This window comes from Chlamydia felis Fe/C-56 (genome assembly GCF_000009945.1).
In the GTDB taxonomy this organism is placed as follows: Bacteria; Chlamydiota; Chlamydiia; order Chlamydiales; family Chlamydiaceae; genus Chlamydia; species Chlamydia felis.
This window is the reverse complement of sequence record NC_007899.1, coordinates 851,871-871,157: the sequence shown is the minus strand read 5'-3', so window position 1 is coordinate 871,157 and position 19,287 is coordinate 851,871. Positions and strand designations below refer to the sequence as shown.

Genomic DNA, 19,287 nt, shown 5'->3' with positions numbered 1-19,287 from the left:
TTCTAAGTCTAAAATTTGATTTCACTCGTTACATTTAAAAAATTACACAGTGTAGATTTTGAAAAATCTCCACGATAATTAATGCTCAGACTCATTGTGTTAAGTAGAGTCGTAGTATTTTTTATTAAGATAGAGACTGCATGATGATCTACAGGTGTTCCTGAAGTGATCCATGTGCCTTTACTTATCAATCGCGTAGTGGTGATTTTAGGTTTTTGTCTGTAGATAGTTGGAGAGTAGGCAAGTTGCATTTCCCAGATGGTCTTTAAATTCACAACGTGTTCCGTGTAACAATAGATTCCCACAGGCAAAGTCACGTTAATTAGGGGATCTTTTGTTTGAAAACTGCGGATGTGCATTCCAGTTTCTGTGAAGTTTTCTTGAATAGCATGTATGCCCAAAGCTTTGATAAAAGGACGGAATTGCAAATTTGAGATTTTGCTTTCGGGGAGCATACAGCAAAGCTCACTTCCTAGAGTATGGCCTTGGAAATATCCTTGGGATAAGGTATTTGTATTTTGATTTTTTGTTTTTACACAGTTGTGTGAATAAGCGTAACCTAGAGAAGCTGACGAGAGGATATTTTCATTAAGCCAAGGTATTTGTAGTTGTGCTCCAGCAAAGTAACAGTTGGAAGAGACTTTGCTTTTCGACTCAGACTCTTTTATTTCACTATAGAACTGAGAAAAGCTTAATGCGAAATTATGATTTGTCTTCTTTATAGGACTTGATGCTTGAGTAGAGTAACCCCTAGAGAATAACTCAAACCCTGGTTTTAAGTTGCGAGTTTTTTGTGAGACATAGGCCCCTGATCCACCTCCAGCAATCCCTATACGACTTGCACGGGGGGGGGGGGTAGTTAGGTTATGTAGACCAGAGATAGCGTTGTATGCAGCTTGCCAAAGGACGTTAGCAACGAGATCGCCTCGATATTCTGGATTAGGAATATAACCTGTAGGGGTCCAATCTGCATAGAGTATACGATGCGAGGTATTTGCTGTTAGTGCTGATGTAGGATTTGTTGTTGTTGTATATTCCTCCCAATAAGGAGACCACACGCCTTGATGACCATAATGTTGTTGATCATTAATGGCTTCAATATTTAGATCATCCACAGTAATTTTCTTAGTGGTTGTATCACAAAGATAGAGAAAGGGGATACGTGAAATGCTTCTAGAGAGGTTTAAAGAGTCGTAGGGATCCTCATTATCATCGTTTAACAGAGATAAATTTCCAGAAAGGGTAATCGTTGGATTCGGATCTTCGGTGTACCTATTACCATTTTCTGAGGGATAGATCCAGATTTTCGGAGCTTGAGCACCTTTAGCTAAAATAGAAGGAAGATTTAAAGCAAGTTTAGTAAAAGCAAGCGTACAGCCAACCGTTGTCGGTTGGCCAGCACTTTGCGTAGTAGTAATAACAGCGCCATTCCCTAGGCGTAAAGTTCCTTCATCTTGTGTGATTTTATAAATAGCTAGTACTGCGCTATCTTCAACAGCCAGCACACCATGAGCAATTTTTGATGTGTTTCTCATTTTGCTCCGGAGACTCTCAAGATTAGTATTATTTGGAGATACATCAGCTCCAGAAAATAATACGGTTCCTAGATGATGGTTTTCTGGATTAAATATAAGAATCTCAGGTGATGGGTGCTCATTTTCAATAGGATCATAAAACTTAACACTATGACCCTGCCTTGCTCCTATTTGTAGATTTAAGTTGGCAGTCGAGTGGAGAGCATTTCTATAACTTCCCGAAGATTTAAAAGAAAGGTTCCTTTTAAATACGATGTCTCCAGAATCAGCTGAGAGATAAAATCGTCCGCCATTATAATTTTGAATGGCAGCTCCCCATGTTGAAGAGTTGTTTATAAATAAAATGGGGCCATTATCTTTGATAGTGAGATTTTGAGCATAGATTGCGCCCGCATTACGTTTTGACGAATTACTCTGAAAAATCAAGCCTTTCGGATTATTAGTAATTGAGCAAGAAGTACAATAAATAGCACCTCCGCCAGGATTCCATCTAATTGGAGGGTCGTTTGTTTGATTTAAACTCGAGTTATTTAAGAATTTTATAATTTCGGAATTATGAGAGATCTTGCAAGTTCCTGTAACGTATACAGCTCCGGCACAACCAGCTTGATTATTTATAAAGTTTATGGGAGCGTAATTGGATGTAATAGAGCAGTTCGCACTATATATACTCCCTCCTTGACCCTTTTCTTTAAAACACTTGTTATTGCCTAAAACTATCGCGCCGTAGTTATTAGCAATATTGATGTCATTGTCAGCTGCAATTGCTCCTCCTGATAGAGAAGCTGTATTATTTAAAAATTGACAACATCCAATATTGTTAGAAATAACGAGTTGAGAACATTTAATGGCTCCACCAGAGCGAGAATCGGACGTCTCGATCATGACATTGGCCATATTGTTAATGAAACAACATTCTTGTTTATTGTATGTAATGTTGCAGTTTGGTGAGAAAATAGCACCACCGTTGTCATTAGTGATATTTTCTCTAAAAATTATGGGGCCAATGTTCTTCGTGATATTCAGAGTTCTAGCTGTAATAGCACCGCCGTTCCCTCTATAATATTGATAGTTAACACAAAAATACTTTTTATCAGTGATATCTATATCAGAATTTTGATTATGAAGATTTCCAACAGATATGGTAGGTCTTTTAAGAACTTGATCAATCCCATAGGGGTTTGATCGTGGCCAAATAAGACCGGTTCCAGTAATTTCATGGCAAGAACATGCTTCCTTTTCTTTGGCAAGACAGTCTAATTTCTGTGAGAAAATACTCAGGCTAATTAAGCATAAAAATGGATAGGTGTAGGGGTACATACGGGGATAACAAAGCTCTGAGACCACACATAGCTATCCTATACGCTAGTACACGTAAGATTGTCTAGATTTTTATAAAACAAAGATAGTTAGAGTTGATAAGTGATTTGTTTTTTAATTCTAGGCATCTATAGAATATTTAATAGTTTTATCCTGCATATTGTTTCTATGTTTCTTTAAGAAAACTCTACTTTTAAAATGCTAATGTGCTCCCAGCTTTTAGATAATTACAGAAAGTAGAAGAAGAAAGATCTCCCTGATAAGCAAATGACATTTGCAACTTAGAAAACAGCCATACGGAGTTGGCTACTCTTAAGGAGAAGGAATGTCTATCTACCGGTGTTCCCGAAGATAGCCAACTGCCATTGCTGGCGAGTAATGTTGTTAAGATTTTAGGGTAGTGTCTGTAGACCACAGGTTGGTAAGCGATTTTTAGATTCCAGGTTGTAGGGAGATGGAATGTATTATGCCACTGCCCTGTAATTCCTAAGGGCATGGAGAGGTTATACAAAGCGCTCTTTGTAGCAAATTTTCTGGGGAATTTTCCTGTTTCTTTAAAACTGGTTAGAGAGGCCTTTATTGCATGAGCTTCTATGAATGGAATCAAAGTTATGTAGGGATGGGTGAAAGGGAAGGCATGAGTGATGGAGAGTCCCCAAGTATGACTAGAGAAAGTACCTTGAGAGGTTTGGTCAGTAGCTATGTGTTTTATTTCGTGAGGAGCATAGTTGTAAGCTAGGGAAGCTGAGGTTAGGATGCGATCATAAAGCCAGGGGATATGGAATTGTAAGGTTCCTAGATAGTTTTTAGAAGCGGCCTTGTTTTCTGATCCTTTTTCTTTGAGGTGGGCAAAAGACTGAACGAATCCGAAGGATATTTTGTGATGCGTTTGTGTTTTTGCTGAGGTTCCTACAGAATACCCTCGGGATTGCATACGAAATCCCGGTTTTTTTGCATGCGAGCGTTGATTAGCGATGATCCCTAAAGCCTTTCCATAAATATTTGTTATTTGATCACTGTGTTCAGGAGGAAGTATTCCTGATAACATAGTATATACTGTTTCCCAGAGGACGTTAGCTACAAGAGCCGTTTGGTATTTAGGGTTGGGAATGTATCCCGTTGAAGTCCAGTCGGCATAGAGAGTTTTATGCGATGTATTTGCTGTTAGAGCAGAAGCCGGATTTGTTTGTGTCGTGTGTTCTTCCCAGTAGGGGGACCAGATGCCCTGATGGCCGTAATGCGACTGCGCATTTATAGCCTCAATATTCAAATTAGTGATGTTAATTTTCTTGTCGGTATTATCGCAAAGATAGAGTAGAGGAACTCGTTGCGTATTTTTGGAAAGATCGACATCATCGTAAGGGTTGTCTCCTTCTTCATTAGTTAGAGTGAGATTTCCGGATAGGGTCACAGTTGCTTGAGTATTTTCTGTGAAAGTATTGTTGTTTGCGGAAGGATAGACCCAGATTTTCGGAGCTTGAGCATTGTGTTGAAGTTGTTGAGGGAGGATAATTCCCAAGTTATTTATTGTAAGAGCGGCATCTTTTGCATTAGCGGCTTTTTCTCTTGCTGCTAGAGTTCCTCCGTTTCCTAAACATAAGGTTCCTCCTGTCTGTTGAAACTTATAGGTAGAGACACCGGCTTGATCTTCAATAGCGAGGACTCCGTTTTGTAGTTCTATAGTATTTTTTGATCTGGAGAAAAGGTTGCTCTCAGTAGCATTATTCGTTCTTGAGAAAAGATTATTTTCAGTTTTTGGGGAGCCATTTACTTTGGCTCCAGAAAAGACTACGCAGCCTAAATCTTCCGTACTGGGATTAATGATTAGGTTATGGGTTGTAGAATTTTCATGCTGTATAGGGTCATAGAAAAGAACGCAAAAATTCTTTTTTGCGCCAAATTGCACATTGGCGTTATTTCCTAGGGTGATAGAGTTTCTGTATTCTCTATTGGTATCTAGTAGGCAATTATTATTAAAAATCACATGCCCTTTATCTGCCGAGATTCTGACTTGGGAGTTGCTATTTGTAAATAGGGCCCCCCCTTGTGGAGAAGAATTGTTTGTGAAGTAGACGTGATTATTGTTGCGCAGGGTAAAGTTAGTGCATAGGCAAGCTCCGCCCTGAACAGCCGATGAATTATTATGGAAGGAGATAATTCCTGGATTATTTTCTAAGGTGATCGTTGGGGAGTGCATAGCTCCTCCACTACGACGCAGGGCTTTGTTATTTTTGAAGATAATGTTGCCCAGATTTCCTGAGAATGAGCAGTGATGGATTGCAGAAATTCCTCCACCCTCTCCCGCTAGATTGTTGGCGAATACGACAGAGCCGCGGTTATTCAGGCAGTTGAATCGTTCCAGTCGTAGAGCCCCGCCTTTACATCTATTCTGGTCGGTCAGGGTAACTGCATTATCGCAAAAAAAGCATGCGGATTGATTATCTGCTAAAAGAACATCGATAGAAGTGAAAATAGCCCCGCCTTCAGAAGCGGCAATATTTTTCACAAAGTACACGGGCTGTTTGTTGTGTGTAATATCGACATAGCGGGCATATACGGCCCCAGAAAAAATTGGATAGTCAAATATGTTCCTTACGAACGAAGCTCTTGCGAGATTGTTAGCAAAAAGGATAATTTCCTGGCTGTCTGTGATTTTTAATCTGGTATCAGCGTAAATAGCTCCCCCTGTGTTACTCGTACTATTGCCAATAAAGACAATAGGTCCTTGAGTAGCTTCCAGAGATAGAATATTATATCTGCATCTTTTTTCTCCGTTAGAAGAGATCTGGAATAAAGCATAGATATCTTTGTAATCTTTCAAAGTCATATTTATAGAGTTAGACTGAATCTGTCCCTGTAAATTTGTTTGTTCTCCAAGGGTATTGATCGAACTAGAGGTGAGAAAAGAATCTATGGAAGGTGTGGGGAGCAAGAAAGGAATATCCCGTGCCTCGCTAGAGTGGAAATAAGTTAGCCACGCTACTGAGAGAAAGAAGCTAAAAGTAAACTTATGTTTCATAAGGCGTTGTCTTAGTTCCGTAATTTATTAAAAGGCAATTTCACTTCCGCAGTTTACATAGTGTGTTATGGTTGAAGAGGCTAGATCTACTTGGTAATCTAAGAAGACGAGCATATGTTTGAATAGATACACAGAGTTTTTTCCTTCTGCATGCAAGGCGTGTCTAGCTACTGGGGTTCCTGAAGTTGTCCAGGACCCATTGCTTTGCACTAGTGTCATCAGCACTTTGGGGTTTTGTCTGTATATGGCAGGTTGGTAAGCTAGTTGTACTTCCCAAATGTTGGGTAATTTAGTTTCTGAGTGCCATGTCGTGTGCATGCCCACGGGTAGAGTCACATTAATTAATGGGTGTTGGTTAGAGGCTTTTCTGGAGAAATCCCCAGTTTCTTGAACTTTGGATTGTTCAGCGCGTACGGCATTAGCTTGTATGAAAGGTGTCAGGTAGAGTCCGAAGAAAGAGAACATTTCTGGGAAACAACACGCTAAGGAAGCGCTAAGAGCCTGGTTTCTAAAATGAGTTTCTGATTTTTTATTTTGGGGATAGAAGCTTGTCATGTGATGAGCTCCGTAACAGTAACCTAAGGAGGCTGAAGTTATGAAGTTTTCATCTAGCCAAGGGAATTGCAAAGCTAATCCGAGGGAATAGTTGTGGGACGAAACTTTGTTTTGGGATTTAAGTTCTTTGATTTTTCCTAGTACTTGAGCGAAGGATAGCGAGATGAGGTGGTGAGTTTCTGAAGAAAGTAGGCTTTGCGTGCTGTATCCGAAAGCTCTGGAAGAGAATCCGTGGAGGTCCTGTTTACTTTTTTGATGCGTGTGGAAACCTAAGCCGCTTCCCAGTAAGCCGCTATGTAGGGGTTTTCCCTCCCCCTTGGGGGGGGGGGCCTTGCTATTGATGAAGCGAGGAAAGCAGTTTGCCAGAGAGTATTGGGGAGGAGGTCATTGCGGTGTTGGGGATTGACACTGTATCCTGAGGGTCTCCAGTCAGCATAGAGGTAGCGGTGTTTGGTGTTAACAGCCTCTACCGGATTTGTTTTTGTTTGTGTTGAGAACTCTTCCCAATAGGGAGACCAGGTTCCTTGATGTCCATAATGTTTCCCCGCATTGATGGATGCGATATCGAACTGATCTGTAGTAATTTTATTTGCGTTTGTTTCAGAAAGATATAGCAGAGGCACTTTATTCATAGGGGCGGATAGGTCTATACTGTCATAGGGATCGCTATAGTTTTCATCCCATAGAGATAGAGTGCCGGATAGGGAAATTTTAGCCAGGGTATTTTCTGTATTATTGCTTTCGGGATAGATCCAGATTTTGGGCGTTTGAACATTGTCCTGTAATATTTCCGGCAGAAGAATGGCTATGTTTTTGATTTGTAAGTTACTATCTTTAGCGGAATTACTTTTTTGTAGAGTTCTAATAACAGCATTGTTTCCTAAGCACAGGTGTGTATCTTGCTCCATAGTCAGTTTATATGCTGCGAGACGCGCTCCACTTTCTATAGATAGAGTGCCGTGTTGAATAGCAAGAGTATTGGGATAGTCAGTTTGGATACATCTAAGATTGTTAACTAAATTATGCGGGATGTGTTTTGCTGAAAATACAACAGCACCCGTATGTTTGGCTTCGGGATTAATCGTAAAGGAACTGGGGGAGTGTATGATGCCAAACAGGCAGACTTTGTGTTTAGAGGTTGCCCCGAGAGATAGAGAGTGATTTTCGTGAAAAAACATAGAAGACCGTGTTTCTCCGCTCCGGTCTCTAGTAACATTATTATTGAAAATTATGTCTCCGTAATCAGCAGAAATCGTTGTGGAGCCATTTTCTAGTGCGCGACAAACGGCGCCCCAACTCGAGGTATTATTTAAAAAATAGATAGGCCCGTTGTTTTGTATGGTTAAGTGAGTATAGGCCAGGGCTCCACCAGCGTGGGGGGCAGAGTTTCTAGCAAATACAATGGGTTGGGTATTATTTTCTATAACGATGGAGGGACTACTAATGACGCCACCGTTTCCTCTGTCTGTAGTACCATAAGCCGAGTTGCAGAAAAACAAGATAGGAGCGTGATTCTCGGTAATACGTGTAGATCTTTGGGTAAAAATTGCCCCCCCTGCAGAGCTTTGATTGTTGATAAAGTGGATTGTCCCTGTATTATTTGAAAGTTCAAGGGTGGGTGCGTGAATGGCTCCACCACCACCATTCATGTTAACCGTTTGATTATTGTCAAAGAGTAGAGAGGCAGAATTATCGCAGAGCCTGCAAGAGCCTGAGGAGTAGATCGCTCCACCAGATTGTATAGCTATATTAGAAGTGAAATTTACTTCGTTATCATTGAAAGAGGCTACAAAGTTTGTTGCAGAGATAGCTCCTCCCAGATTGTTTTGATTGGAAGAGCCTGGGCTAATGGCACTATTTTGATAAAAAATCACGCGAAAGTTTTTCTCTATCGCGACATTTTCTGTAGAAAAAATGGCCCCACCGTTTCGAGCGGTTTTATTTTCTCCGAAAAAAATTGGTTTCTTATTTTTAGTAAGATTAAAAGATTTACAGGTAACCGCTCCGCCGTTGTCAGCGTTTGATTGGTATGTAAATGTTTTTGTTTGTTTATCCCGGATTAGAACGAAATCATGTCTGGGATTATGTGTTAACCCACATGGGGTATCTGAAGATTCCGGGGTTGTAAAATCTGTAGGAATCTTGGGCAATTGTATGGGAATATCTAGTGGAGATATCCAGTGCTCTTTTCCATAGGAAAGAACATGACTAGCACATAAGAATCCGACAAAAGAATAACACAAAGACTTCGGAAGCATATCTAAAAAATAGTAAGGATATGACTTGCCGATCCTATAAATAATTCTTGTATCTTTGTCTAGAGTTTAGGCGCACATAGGCAGAGAGAAAGTATAGAACTCGGAAGATCAATTTCGGGGTAGTTAACTATCCGTCTGTCGTCAGAGATAAAGCGAGGTTTTGAAAACTGCCTTTTGTTGCAAAGAGAGACAACTCCCTCTTTGCAATGGCCAAATGATTAGAAAACGAGTTTTCCACCTGCCAATATGTAATGACTGCATGTCGATGAAGATGCGTCGCATTGATAATCAAAGTTGATATGTAGGTGTTTGAATACTTGAGTTTCATTTTTTAGATTTATAGAAAAGGCGTGATAACAGACCTCTGTTGGAGAAGAAATCCAAGTACCATCATCGGCAACCAATACAGAGCCTACTAAATGTTTTTGGCGTAGGAGTGTAGGTTTATAGGAAACCTCTAATTCCCAGAGTGATGGGAAGTATCCATGAAAAGCTAACTTATTATGTAATCCAAAAGGCACGCTAATATCCACAAGACTATCAGGTGTTACAAAAGAGCGCACACGGGCTCCTTTTTCCTTAAAGTCGTTTTGTTTAGAGGCAAAGGCTTGATAGCGGAAAAATGGGATGACGGTCAGGCGGTTATTTGTTCTGGCTTTGAGAGGGAAGTAAAAGGACAGAGCACTGCCTACTGTTTGGCTTTCGAAAGAAGCATGACAAGCTCCTATGAGCTGACGATGTGTGTGGTTTAGGTTATGAAAGCCGTGAGTATAGAGGTAGTTTCCTACTACGATGAGCCTTCCTTTAAAGCCATGCACTTCCCAGAATCCCCCTAGAGATAGGTAATCGGTTGCTACTTCGTCATGACCAAGATGAGCCTTAGCATTTGTATGTTGAGAGACAAACTTAACACCAATTTTGTAAAGGGAGGGAGAGCCACAGGAAATTCCTGCATAGTACCCCGAACCGTCCATATGGAATCCTGATTTTTCTTCCATATTGTGTTGGTTGAGACAGAGACCTAAAGCTCCGCCTTCAAGATCGAAATACACAGATGTATCGCATAGAGATTCTAGAGAGATTCTAGAGGCATTCATTCCAGATGTTGTTGCATAGGTGTTTTGCCATAAGATATTTGCAACAAAATCTCCCTTGCGGTCTGTTTTTATTTTAACTTCTTGAGTTGTTTGATCTGCAGGAGGTTGTGGTTCATCATCAGCATATAAATTGCCAAATAATGCAAAGGTAAGACTTATAGATGTTAAGTATTTTGTGATTTTAGATCCCATATCATTTTCTCGGGGCTTATGTAGATTACAAACATAATCCCCGTAGTGTGTAGAGTCGTCATATAGTTGAGTCTGGGGATTTTCTCTAAATAATCTACAAAGAATCAAACATTTTGGGAATATATAGATTATATTTTGTTTCTTCTAAATGGATTCTTTTATTGTAATTTTTTAACTAGATTACTGTGTTGTTAGAAGTTATTGTTTTTTATTCACAATAGATTCTCAAGCCATTTTTCATGGATTATGAATGTCTAGGATTTTAGCGAGATTGTTGCTTTTGGATTACAAGAATTTGATGGTGTGATCGATAAAGATTTTTGGGGTGTTTTGTCTAGGACCTTTTGAAAATACGAGCTTTTACAGAAAGATCTAAGAAAAACATGCTTGTTGTGTGGGGATAGATAAGACGAGAAAAAAGAGAGAAATTCCCCTAGGGCAAAGAAAATTTCTCTCGGTAAAGGGTTTTAGAATTTTCCTTGCAATCCTGTGATTACACGATGGCTTGCATAGGATTTTTTGGTATCAAGGACGTAATCTAAGAATCCTGTGGCATATTCGGATAGTTTCACACTGTCGTGCAGCTGTAGGAAAAATCCGTTTCTGGCAAGTTGTGCTCCTTTTATAGGAATGCGTTCACCGTTGGCAAGGATAGTGACTACATTATGAGGAGTTACCCGATAAACATCAGGTTTATAAGCTATCTTCAATGTGAGCGTGGAAGGAGCTTTTTTAAATGGTGTTTGCCAATCTGAGGTCAGTCCTATAGGTAGGGAGATGTTGTGTCCGCGACCTCTGGAGAAACTTCGTACTAGGGCTCCCGTTTCTGCGAAAGCATTTTGCCAGCCACCCATAAACTCGGCAGAGATAAATCCTGAAAGATCCAAGTCACGAGCAAATTGACGTGTGAGTTGGCACCAAGTTAAGAACGGATGCTCTACAGATACCAAAGCATAGTAGGTGTTATTATGCCAGCGTCCTTTAGAATTTCGTGTGTGTTGTGTTTTGGGATTTTGGTAATTTGTTTTCATAAGGTTGACTGTGTAACCATATGAGGCTTCCCAGGAAACATTTGTTAGTGTTTTTTCTGTGGCTACGGGGAATTTTCCAAAGAAAGACACTACATTGATACGTTCTGTGCTTTGTGCATCATAAGGAGAGCTCTTTACCTGGCCGTAAAGTTGACCGAAAGCTAATCCTAGGGAAGCATCGTCAGGATAATGGACGCCAATAGAGGCTTGGTAACCTCCATATCTTCCCTTGAAGCCTTCATGCATGTTTCGTGAAGGATGACGGATATAGCTTCCTATAGCTTTTGCAGAAACAAGAACTCCCTCTTCCTCACACAGTAGGGACTCTTGTAAAGCTTCAGAGAAGGTTTGTGTCGCTAAGAAGGAGGTCCATAGTGTGTTGGAGACAAGTTCTCCACGACGTTCGGGATCTAAAACATACGGCGCTTGGTAAGCAGGATCTGGTTTCCACAAGACATAAAGAGTACGGTTGTTGGTTCCTGTAGGGATGCCGCCATCAGGTGTAGGAGCTAATGGTGGTGGTGTCCAGGACGATGACCAGAGACCTTGATAGCCGTAGTGCTCAGGTATGCTGAGATCCCCTACTGAAAAGTTATTTTTTGTTGGATCATTGTTATTACTTACAAAGGTTGCCACAGGGAATGACAATGAGCTATGCAATAGGGGATTGTCATAAAGCTCAGCATCATCTTCGGAAGCAAGATTTAAAGAACCCTCTAAAGTAATTGTTTTGCTATTAGTGGTGGTGACATTTGCTGCAGCATAACTAGGAGTTAGGTAGGATTGAGCGTCAAAGCCAAGGTTTTTAATGACAAAGTTTTCTTGAGTAGGTTGATTCCCAGTGACTGTTGCCAAACCAATTTTAGCTCCAGAACCTAAAGTTAGACGTCCTGTTTCTGCTGTTAATCCAAGGACATTTAAAGTCGCGTTATTTGTTACAATAAGCTGACCATCTCCAATCACAACTTTACCAAACAACACAGACGTAGCGTTTTCGGGATTTAATTTTTCCGATATAGTCAGAGTTTCTGCAGAGAATTTTACGGATCCCGAACACCCTGGAGTATTGATATTGATTGTATCTAAAGTTGCTGGATTTGTAGTAGCTGGTCCTTTATTTGCAATAGGATCATGAAAGATCAGACTCGATGTTCCTATAGCATTAAGAGAAGTAATTTTACCGTCTCCCTCAACACAGATAGAATTACGTATCCCTGGGCGATTGTCGATCGTATTTCCTAGAAAGATCATATCTCCGTTAGCTGACGTTAAGCTTAACGTAGATGTAGCAGGATTTGTAGAATCACCAACAGTTGAACCTACATAAATAGCTCCACCTTTTTGAGCTCTGTTATTGAAGAACATCATAGGACCGTTGGCATTTACCGTAAGGACCTTGGCGCAAATTGCCCCACCGTTTTCTTTAGCAGAGTTTTTACTCAGATATACAGGAGATCTCGTGGAAAAGTCGCATATTGTTGCGTAGATAGCCCCGCCATCTTTTTCAGCAAGGTTATAATTGATATTGCAAATACCTGTATTGTTAGCAAATGTCACAGACTTTGTTGGTGCGCAAATTGCTCCTCCACAACCTGCTCCAATAACTTTCGCAGGGTCAGGAGTTGTAGTTAACAATCCATTTGCTGCGGTATTTCCTGATAGAGTAATAGGTCCTGAGTTATTCTTAATAGAGATTGTCCCGTCATAAATTGCTCCACCACCGCATGCCGCAAAATTTTGAGAGAAGGAAATGGTAGCGGAGTTATTCTGAATAGAACATGTCGCTGCTGTGTCATTAAGAAGAGCGGCTCCGAAGTTCCCAGAGTTACTATCAAAGGTAATCTGCTTGCGAATCTTGTTAATATCTAAGCTTGTTGCTGTGTGAATCGCAGAACCAAAGAAACAGTTTACCGTAGTTGAGTTGTTAGGAGTTGTGACTGTAGTTACCACAGGAGAATAAGGAGTTCTGTTATTGGTAACTACGATAGACCTTGAAGAGGTAAGGGAGATGTTTTTCCCTGAGATAAGTCCACTTTGTCCTGTAGAGACGTTTTCATTAAGAACAAGCTTGGCAAGGTTTGTTAATGTTAGAGTTTCTGTTGCTGAGATTAATGAGGCATTATTTTGTACTGGGGCATGACATTGCGAAAATGTTAAGGAGCGCTTTTTCCCAAATATAGTGAAGTTCGTGCTTGATCCTAAGAAAGATGAGGGGAACTTAGCTCCGTAGGTATCTTCAATGAAACAATTCGAAGTAAGGTGGAAAGCTTCTCCTATGTCATACAAAGGAGGCGTAAGCTTAGCTTGATTTATGGTTTGGGCAGAAACCCACCCCGAGCTGCATAAGCAAGCCAAAAAACAAAAAGAAGAAGACCTTAAAGAAAGAGGCATGCCTCAACCCTATCGTTAATAATATTTAGAATCGAAATTTACTTCCTACGTTTATATTGTAGTTGCGTGAGGATTTGCGTAGCTCCGCACTACCATGGCTAAAAATTTCTATATGGTTGTTCACTGCAGTATGGGTAGATCCTTGTATAAGCAGACCCTGTCTATCTAGGTTTGTCGCTGGTGTTTTCCAAGTAAATCCGTTTGCAAGTAGCAAGGTATTGCATCCGGGATTTCTTCGCCATACATCAGGAATATACGCTATCGCTAGGCTGTAAAAATCCGGATGGGAGTGAGAACGCCTATCAATTTTAAGACCGCAAGGAATGGCGAGGTTAATCAAACGAGAGGAGCAGAAAGATCTTGCTTCTGTGAGTTTTTCTCTAAAGGAGCCGTGCTCAGCATAACCCATCTGAATATTCACAAAAGGGACGAACTGATTTAGATGTAATTTAGTCGTTGGTAAAATAATAGGTAAGCTTCCGCCAACTTCTCCTAGCCAGCAATTGTTATTCCAATTGCCATCTTCTTCAGGGATGAAGGTGTAGCGTGTTTTCATATCTTCATGCGTATAGCTGTAGTTTATTCTTGCTGAAAACGAAGTGAAGATCGTATTGCTTAAGGGGTGCTTGATCGATAAGTAAGCACTTCCTACTACAGCCTGTGATTTTGTCGTAGAGACTACGTAGTCTTTAGATTTTCCGAATAGTTGAGAAAAAGCCACTCCAAATACAGAGCCAGAAATTGTTTGAGAATTTGCTCCGATAACATAACCACCGCTAATACGACGGAAACCATGAGATACGTCGTTGCGATCATGGTGGAAAACATTGGAGAGACCAGCGATCCATAATCCCTTGCCATAGCCAAAGCCATCACAGCTTGCTGTGGCCAGGGAATTCATAGAGCGTAGATCTATGAAAGCTCCCCATAAACTATTAGGAACTAAAGAAGCTTCACGTTCTGGGCTGGGGATGAATCCCGTCTTTGTCCAGGTGGCCTTTAGGATTTTCTTTTTCTGATCAGCGGAGTCTTCCCAAGCAAATTGCCAAGAACCCTGATAACCATATTTCGGCTCTGTATCGCCTCTAGGGGTCATCTGGAGGCTTGTGGTGGTTATTTTGCTGGCCTCTTTTGTAGATAGAGTTAGAGCGTTAAAAGAGACGGAGTTTTGATTAAACAGAGCGTGATTCTCGTAAGTTGTTCCGGAGATATCATCTAGAGATACATATCCTTCTAAAGTAATAGTTCCCGTCGCGTTTTTTGCTTCTATTTTAGCTCCCTCGCCGGTTTGTGTAAGCGAACTCGCATTAATATGAAGATCTTTTATAGAAATAGTTCCGGTAGCATTAGCTTGAGAAGAGGGGTTACCACCGTTTGTTTGATGGGAATGTTCTGTAATTGCTAGGGTGGTTCCGTTATCCATTAAGAGGATAGAGTCTGCTTCTTGAGAAAAGGAAACAGTAGATAAGCTTGCTTTATCTGCTAAAACAAGTTTTCCGCCGCCAAGAACAACGTTTTGATAAATCGTTGATTCGAAGTTGGTAGGCTGTGCAGCGCTTTGGCTATCTACCTGAGCTCCAGAAAAAAGAACTGTTCCAATGTAATTAGTAAAGGGCGTATTGGCTGTTCTATCTTGGTTAATAGTTAATTGATTGTTATTAGGAGCTGTACCGGGAAGATTAGTCACAATAGGATCATAAAAACAGAGTTTATGATCTCCAGAAGCTGCTAACAGATTGATTTTTGCTCCCTTTTCTAGGGTAATGGCGTTTCTTGTAGTGGTAGAACCATCTTTTTTGAAATTTTCATAGAAAATCATATCGCCATAATCGGCGGCTAACGTGAGATCCCCGCTAGCAGGAATATAGATAGCACCGCCATCCTTGGCAATGTTGTTTGTAAATACTGTTTTCCCGCAGGAGGTAATGCTGACTTTCTCTCCATAAATAGCCCCGCCGGAAGTTGCAGCGAAGTTATTCGCGAAGAGGATATCGTTTTGCTTTGTGATGGTTAGTCCTGTGAAATCAGGAGGGGTAGTATTTTGCTTTGTGCAATAAATGGCTCCACCTTGTCCTAAGACCTCATTATTAGGAGCAACTTCAGGGGAAGCAGAGTTATTCTGTATGAGCAATTGTGTATTGTTGGAGAAGTTGATATTCCCCTTGGAATAAATGGCCCCACCGGATTTAGCATTGTTGGCATCAAATTGTACAGAGCCGTTTCCTGCAAAGCTAACGTTAGCATTTTTCTGGTTAGTTGTTGCTGTATCTTCCGTGTGGATAGCACCTCCAAGTTTCTCAGCAGAATTCGATCTGAAGAGAACTGTAGGACATTGCGTAACGCTCACACTTGTAGATGAGCCGATAGCTCCGCCGTTGGCTCCGACGTTGCTAAGAAATTGCATCGATTTTTTAATATTGCTAATATCAGCTTCTTTTGCCCATAAAGCCCCCCCATTATCCGCAGCGCTATTGTTCTTAAAATCCAGGTTTTGAATATCTTTTAAGAATAAGGGGCACGAGGTGTATAAAGCTCCACCTTTTGGGGAAACTGTTGAAGCTGGGGTAATGATGCGAGCTGTTAGGGCTGCGCAGTTAACGAAGGATAGGGTATTTACCCCCGTGATAGTATAGGGGCTCGTATCAGCATTTGCTGAGGGAGTTGAGCTGAGAGCAGTACCGTTTGCCGATGTGCGAAGATTTGTAAATGTAATATTGTGGTTTTTCCCCACAATTGTCATGGGGCCAATGGTGTTCGAAAAGCAACTTGAGGGTGTCGCCATCATCGAATTGTCAAGATTTAAAAGAGATAGGTTTCCTGACAATATCGCCGTTGTTCCTTCGGGATTTGATATGCTTGTATAGGGGAATATTTGTTTAAGATTGCCATCATATGTCCCATTGGGAACTATGATTTCCAAAGAAAAGGCTTGGAATGAACAAGGAATGGCTAGCGTTGTAGAAATTAGAAACTTACGAAAAGACGCTTTCATTTGCTCAAGAGGATGAAACAAGATTGATTTGGCTAATAAATAAAAGAAATTAAAATATCAACTAGATAGGGAAGCAGTGTCGTAAAAGGACTCTTGCTGAGAGTTTTGCGGATCTGTACCCGAGGAATAGAGAAGATCTTCTAGAAGGCTCATACGCTTTCTATAGGGGAAATTCAGAAAAATCTGTAGAAAAAATTTTTCTGAATTTCTGAAGAGGGAATTTTCTAAGGAAACATTAGAAGAGGAACTGACCGCCGATATCTCCTGAATAGTATTGCGAGGATTTGCGTAGTTCTGTGCAGAATTTTGAAAATAGAGTGATGTTATCTAAAATAGCGCAGTGCATAGATACTTGTGCCGATAGAGCTTGTCTTGAGAGATTTGTTCCTGAGGTTGTCCATAGGGCGAAGGGATCGTAAGTAGCAGTGATGATAGAACAGGGATTTTTGCGAAATACGTCGGCAATAAAGGCTACAGATGTTGAATAGAACACGGGCCATTGAGAAGCATGTCCTTCTAAACGTACTCCGATAGGTAGAGAAAGATTCCCTAATTGACTGCTGCTGATGTCATGTCTTTTCTCTCCCTCTTCTTGGAATTTTCGTTGGTAGGCATAGACGCCTTGAAGATTCATAAAAGGAAGGATTTGATGAAAGATATTATGTTCTTCGTAGAAATCAAAGGATAAAGAAGATCCTAATTCAGCTCCCACACAATGGGTATTCCAATACCCATGAGTAATTTCTGAAGATTGTCGAGCTACTGTCAGTTTGTTTTTACTATGGCTATATGTAGCTTGCAGATTTAAAATTAGCGGGAGATCCGCAGAAACTTTAGAAGGGAGATCTGTATGAAAAAATAGGTTCCCTAAAGACCAGTTTATCAAAGGTTTTATCGGTGTACTATGTTGAATATATACAGATCCTGCAAGGATTGCTTCGTGATTTTTCGCTAGGGAGGCATCCTTAGAAACCCCAAACATTTGAAAGAAACCTAAGTTAAAGATATTTGTGGAGGGGGTTTGTTGTGATAATCCTAAGGCATAGCCTCCGCTAGTATGGCGGAATCCTCGATCATCCTTATGATTGTCCTTATGAAAGTATCTGGAAATTTCTGAAACCCATAGGCCGTTGCGGTATAGGCTGCCATCAGAAACCGTATCCATAAGATCGTGGATTCCTCGAAGGTTCACAAAAGCATTCCACAGGCTATTAGGAACTAGAGAGTTCCCTTGAGAATCAATAAGATGAGGACGGTAATGCGAAGGTGTCCATACCAGCTGAGCAATTTTTTGAGCATCTATTGTTGATCTTGAGCTTATCTGCTGAGGCGGGGTGTCCTGCCATTCAAGATGCCAAGATCCTTGGTAGCCATAAGGTGATGAGGGCACATTGAGATGCTCTAGTTCTACGTTTACGTCAGTTAACTCTCGAGATTCGATTTTAATTAGGGGGATTTTTACAGATTTTGCTAATTCTAGATTTTCATAAAAATCTTCATCTTGGAAATCGACATTTATAGAACCCAATAGTGCAAGTTTTTTATCTCTTGATAAAAGTAAAAGTTGACCAGGTTCGCGAGATGCTAACGTTTGAAATTTGATTTTCCAATGTTTGGGTCGAATATCTAAGAGCTTCAGTTTTACTGGTACCGTGATATTTAAGAATTCCGCATTTTCCTGAATTCTTAACATGGTGCTTTGATCTAGAACAAATGTGGTATCAGGACGTTGGATAAAATTTAAAGCGGAAAGAATCGCTCCCGAATTTAAATCTAGAGTTCCTCCGACTAATATGATGTCTTGAAGAATTCTAGACATATTGGTGGACTTTAGGGAAGAACAGGAGCTAATACAATCCGTTGATGAGAATAAAACTGTCCCTTGATATATACCTCCGTCAGTGATTTGATTGATAAGTAAAGGAACTGTTGAGGGAGATGTTGCAGTGATCGCATCATAGAACTTAACAATTCTTCCCTTTCTAGCACCTATGTAGCTTATGAAGGCATCTTGTTCGAGGTGAATAGCATTTTTTTCGACATGACCACCTCTCACTGTAGTATTTCCGGCAAAGGTGATATCTCCTTCTTCTGCAAATAGAGAGAGTTCTCCGTCAGGAGCAATAGCAATGGCGCCACCACCAGGTCGAGCATTGACTCCTCCAGAAGCCGTGTTGTTGATAAATAGGGTCGGGCCCATAGCAGTTAGACGCATCTCCTTAGCATAGATAGCTCCGCCTCTATTTATAGACAGATTATTGGAGAAGGTGATCTTGCGATTGCGGAAAAATGTTAGAGAAGATCGGCGTGATCCTGGATCAGGGACACAGAAGATAGCCCCTCCTTTATTCGCTGAGTAACATCCTTCGAAGGTGAGCTCATCATTGCATCTAAACATGAGAGATCCTTTAGAGAGAAGGACACTTTTCCCTTTTCGGGAACTCGTAGGTTCTAAAAACTTGAGTTGGGAAAAACACGACATCGTGAAAAAGCTTTCTGCAGCATTGAACACGATTTTCCCCTCAGTTTCCATGTGGATCTTATCAAAAATCAAACTTCGGTTATTTCCGTTAAAGAACAGATCGCCTTTGGTGTTTTTAAAACAACTGGTATTCGCAGGGTTTGTCGCGGAAACATTTTGAATAAAAATGTCGTCGGATAAAATGTAGGTGGTTCCTTCAGCATTGTCCGAAGCTTTAACTGTAAAGGCTGCGTTATTTATGCCGTTAAAATTATCCGTAGAGTCTAGAGTTTTTAACACAGCAGAATATGCCGAGGAAAAATAGAACCAGGACATAGCACAGCAGCAAAAAATCCATAGATTAGGTCTTTGCGTCATATGATATTTCAAACGTGTATGTTTAGAATATTTTGTGCTTTGGAAAGGGGAAGAGAAG

General features: G+C 40.7%; 8 protein-coding genes. All 8 read right to left on the bottom strand.

What is annotated here, in order from left to right; all coding sequences use genetic code 11:
• Nucleotides 1–8 precede the first annotated feature (8 nt).
• Entirely contained in the window at nucleotides 9–2,882 is a 2,874-nt protein-coding gene (locus CF_RS03690; protein ID WP_041467996.1) for a polymorphic outer membrane protein middle domain-containing protein, read from the bottom strand.
• Nucleotides 2,883–3,048: 166 nt separating this feature from the next.
• The gene (locus CF_RS03685) at nucleotides 3,049–5,874 is read right to left on the bottom strand and encodes a polymorphic outer membrane protein middle domain-containing protein (protein ID WP_011458285.1); all 2,826 of its coding nucleotides are present in this window, start codon (nucleotides 5,872–5,874) and stop codon (nucleotides 3,049–3,051) included.
• A gap of 27 nt (nucleotides 5,875–5,901) precedes the next feature.
• On the bottom strand, nucleotides 5,902–6,714 hold the full coding sequence (locus tag CF_RS05205) for an autotransporter outer membrane beta-barrel domain-containing protein (RefSeq protein WP_232500673.1): 813 nt from the start codon (nucleotides 6,712–6,714) through the stop codon (nucleotides 5,902–5,904).
• Nucleotides 6,699–8,687 (bottom strand): Pmp family polymorphic membrane protein autotransporter adhesin, encoded by a 1,989-nt coding sequence (locus tag CF_RS03675; RefSeq protein WP_011458283.1) that lies wholly within the window; start codon nucleotides 8,685–8,687, stop codon nucleotides 6,699–6,701. Before CF_RS03675 ends, CF_RS05205 begins: the two co-directional genes overlap by 16 nt.
• Nucleotides 8,688–8,905: 218 nt before the next feature.
• Nucleotides 8,906–9,976 carry an autotransporter outer membrane beta-barrel domain-containing protein gene (locus CF_RS03670; protein WP_011458282.1) on the bottom strand — a complete coding sequence of 357 codons (1,071 nt, stop codon included), beginning with the start codon at nucleotides 9,974–9,976 and terminating at the stop codon, nucleotides 8,906–8,908.
• Nucleotides 9,977–10,443: 467 nt separating this feature from the next.
• A complete protein-coding gene (locus CF_RS03665; protein ID WP_011458281.1) occupies nucleotides 10,444–13,398 on the bottom strand; it encodes a polymorphic outer membrane protein middle domain-containing protein in 2,955 nt (984 codons plus the stop codon).
• Between the two features lie 25 nt (nucleotides 13,399–13,423).
• Complete coding sequence (locus CF_RS03660) at nucleotides 13,424–16,390, bottom strand: polymorphic outer membrane protein middle domain-containing protein (RefSeq protein ID WP_011458280.1); 2,967 nt, start codon at nucleotides 16,388–16,390, stop codon at nucleotides 13,424–13,426.
• Between the two features lie 235 nt (nucleotides 16,391–16,625).
• A complete protein-coding gene (locus tag CF_RS03655; RefSeq protein WP_011458279.1) occupies nucleotides 16,626–19,229 on the bottom strand; it encodes a polymorphic outer membrane protein middle domain-containing protein in 2,604 nt (867 codons plus the stop codon).
• Between the last annotated feature and the right edge of the window lie 58 nt (nucleotides 19,230–19,287).

What these genes read in the sequence shown, in the direction of transcription:
- CF_RS03685 (WP_011458285.1), bottom strand. Translation starts at nt 5,874, where the DNA reads ATGAAACATAAGTTTACTTTTAGCTTCTTTCTCTCAGTAGCGTGGCTA.
- CF_RS03675 (WP_011458283.1), bottom strand. Translation starts at nt 8,687, where the DNA reads ATGCTTCCGAAGTCTTTGTGTTATTCTTTTGTCGGATTCTTATGTGCT.
- CF_RS03670 (WP_011458282.1), bottom strand. Translation starts at nt 9,976, where the DNA reads ATGGGATCTAAAATCACAAAATACTTAACATCTATAAGTCTTACCTTT.
- CF_RS03665 (WP_011458281.1), bottom strand. Translation starts at nt 13,398, where the DNA reads ATGCCTCTTTCTTTAAGGTCTTCTTCTTTTTGTTTTTTGGCTTGCTTA.
- CF_RS03660 (WP_011458280.1), bottom strand. Translation starts at nt 16,390, where the DNA reads ATGAAAGCGTCTTTTCGTAAGTTTCTAATTTCTACAACGCTAGCCATT.
- CF_RS03655 (WP_011458279.1), bottom strand. Translation starts at nt 19,229, where the DNA reads ATGACGCAAAGACCTAATCTATGGATTTTTTGCTGCTGTGCTATGTCC.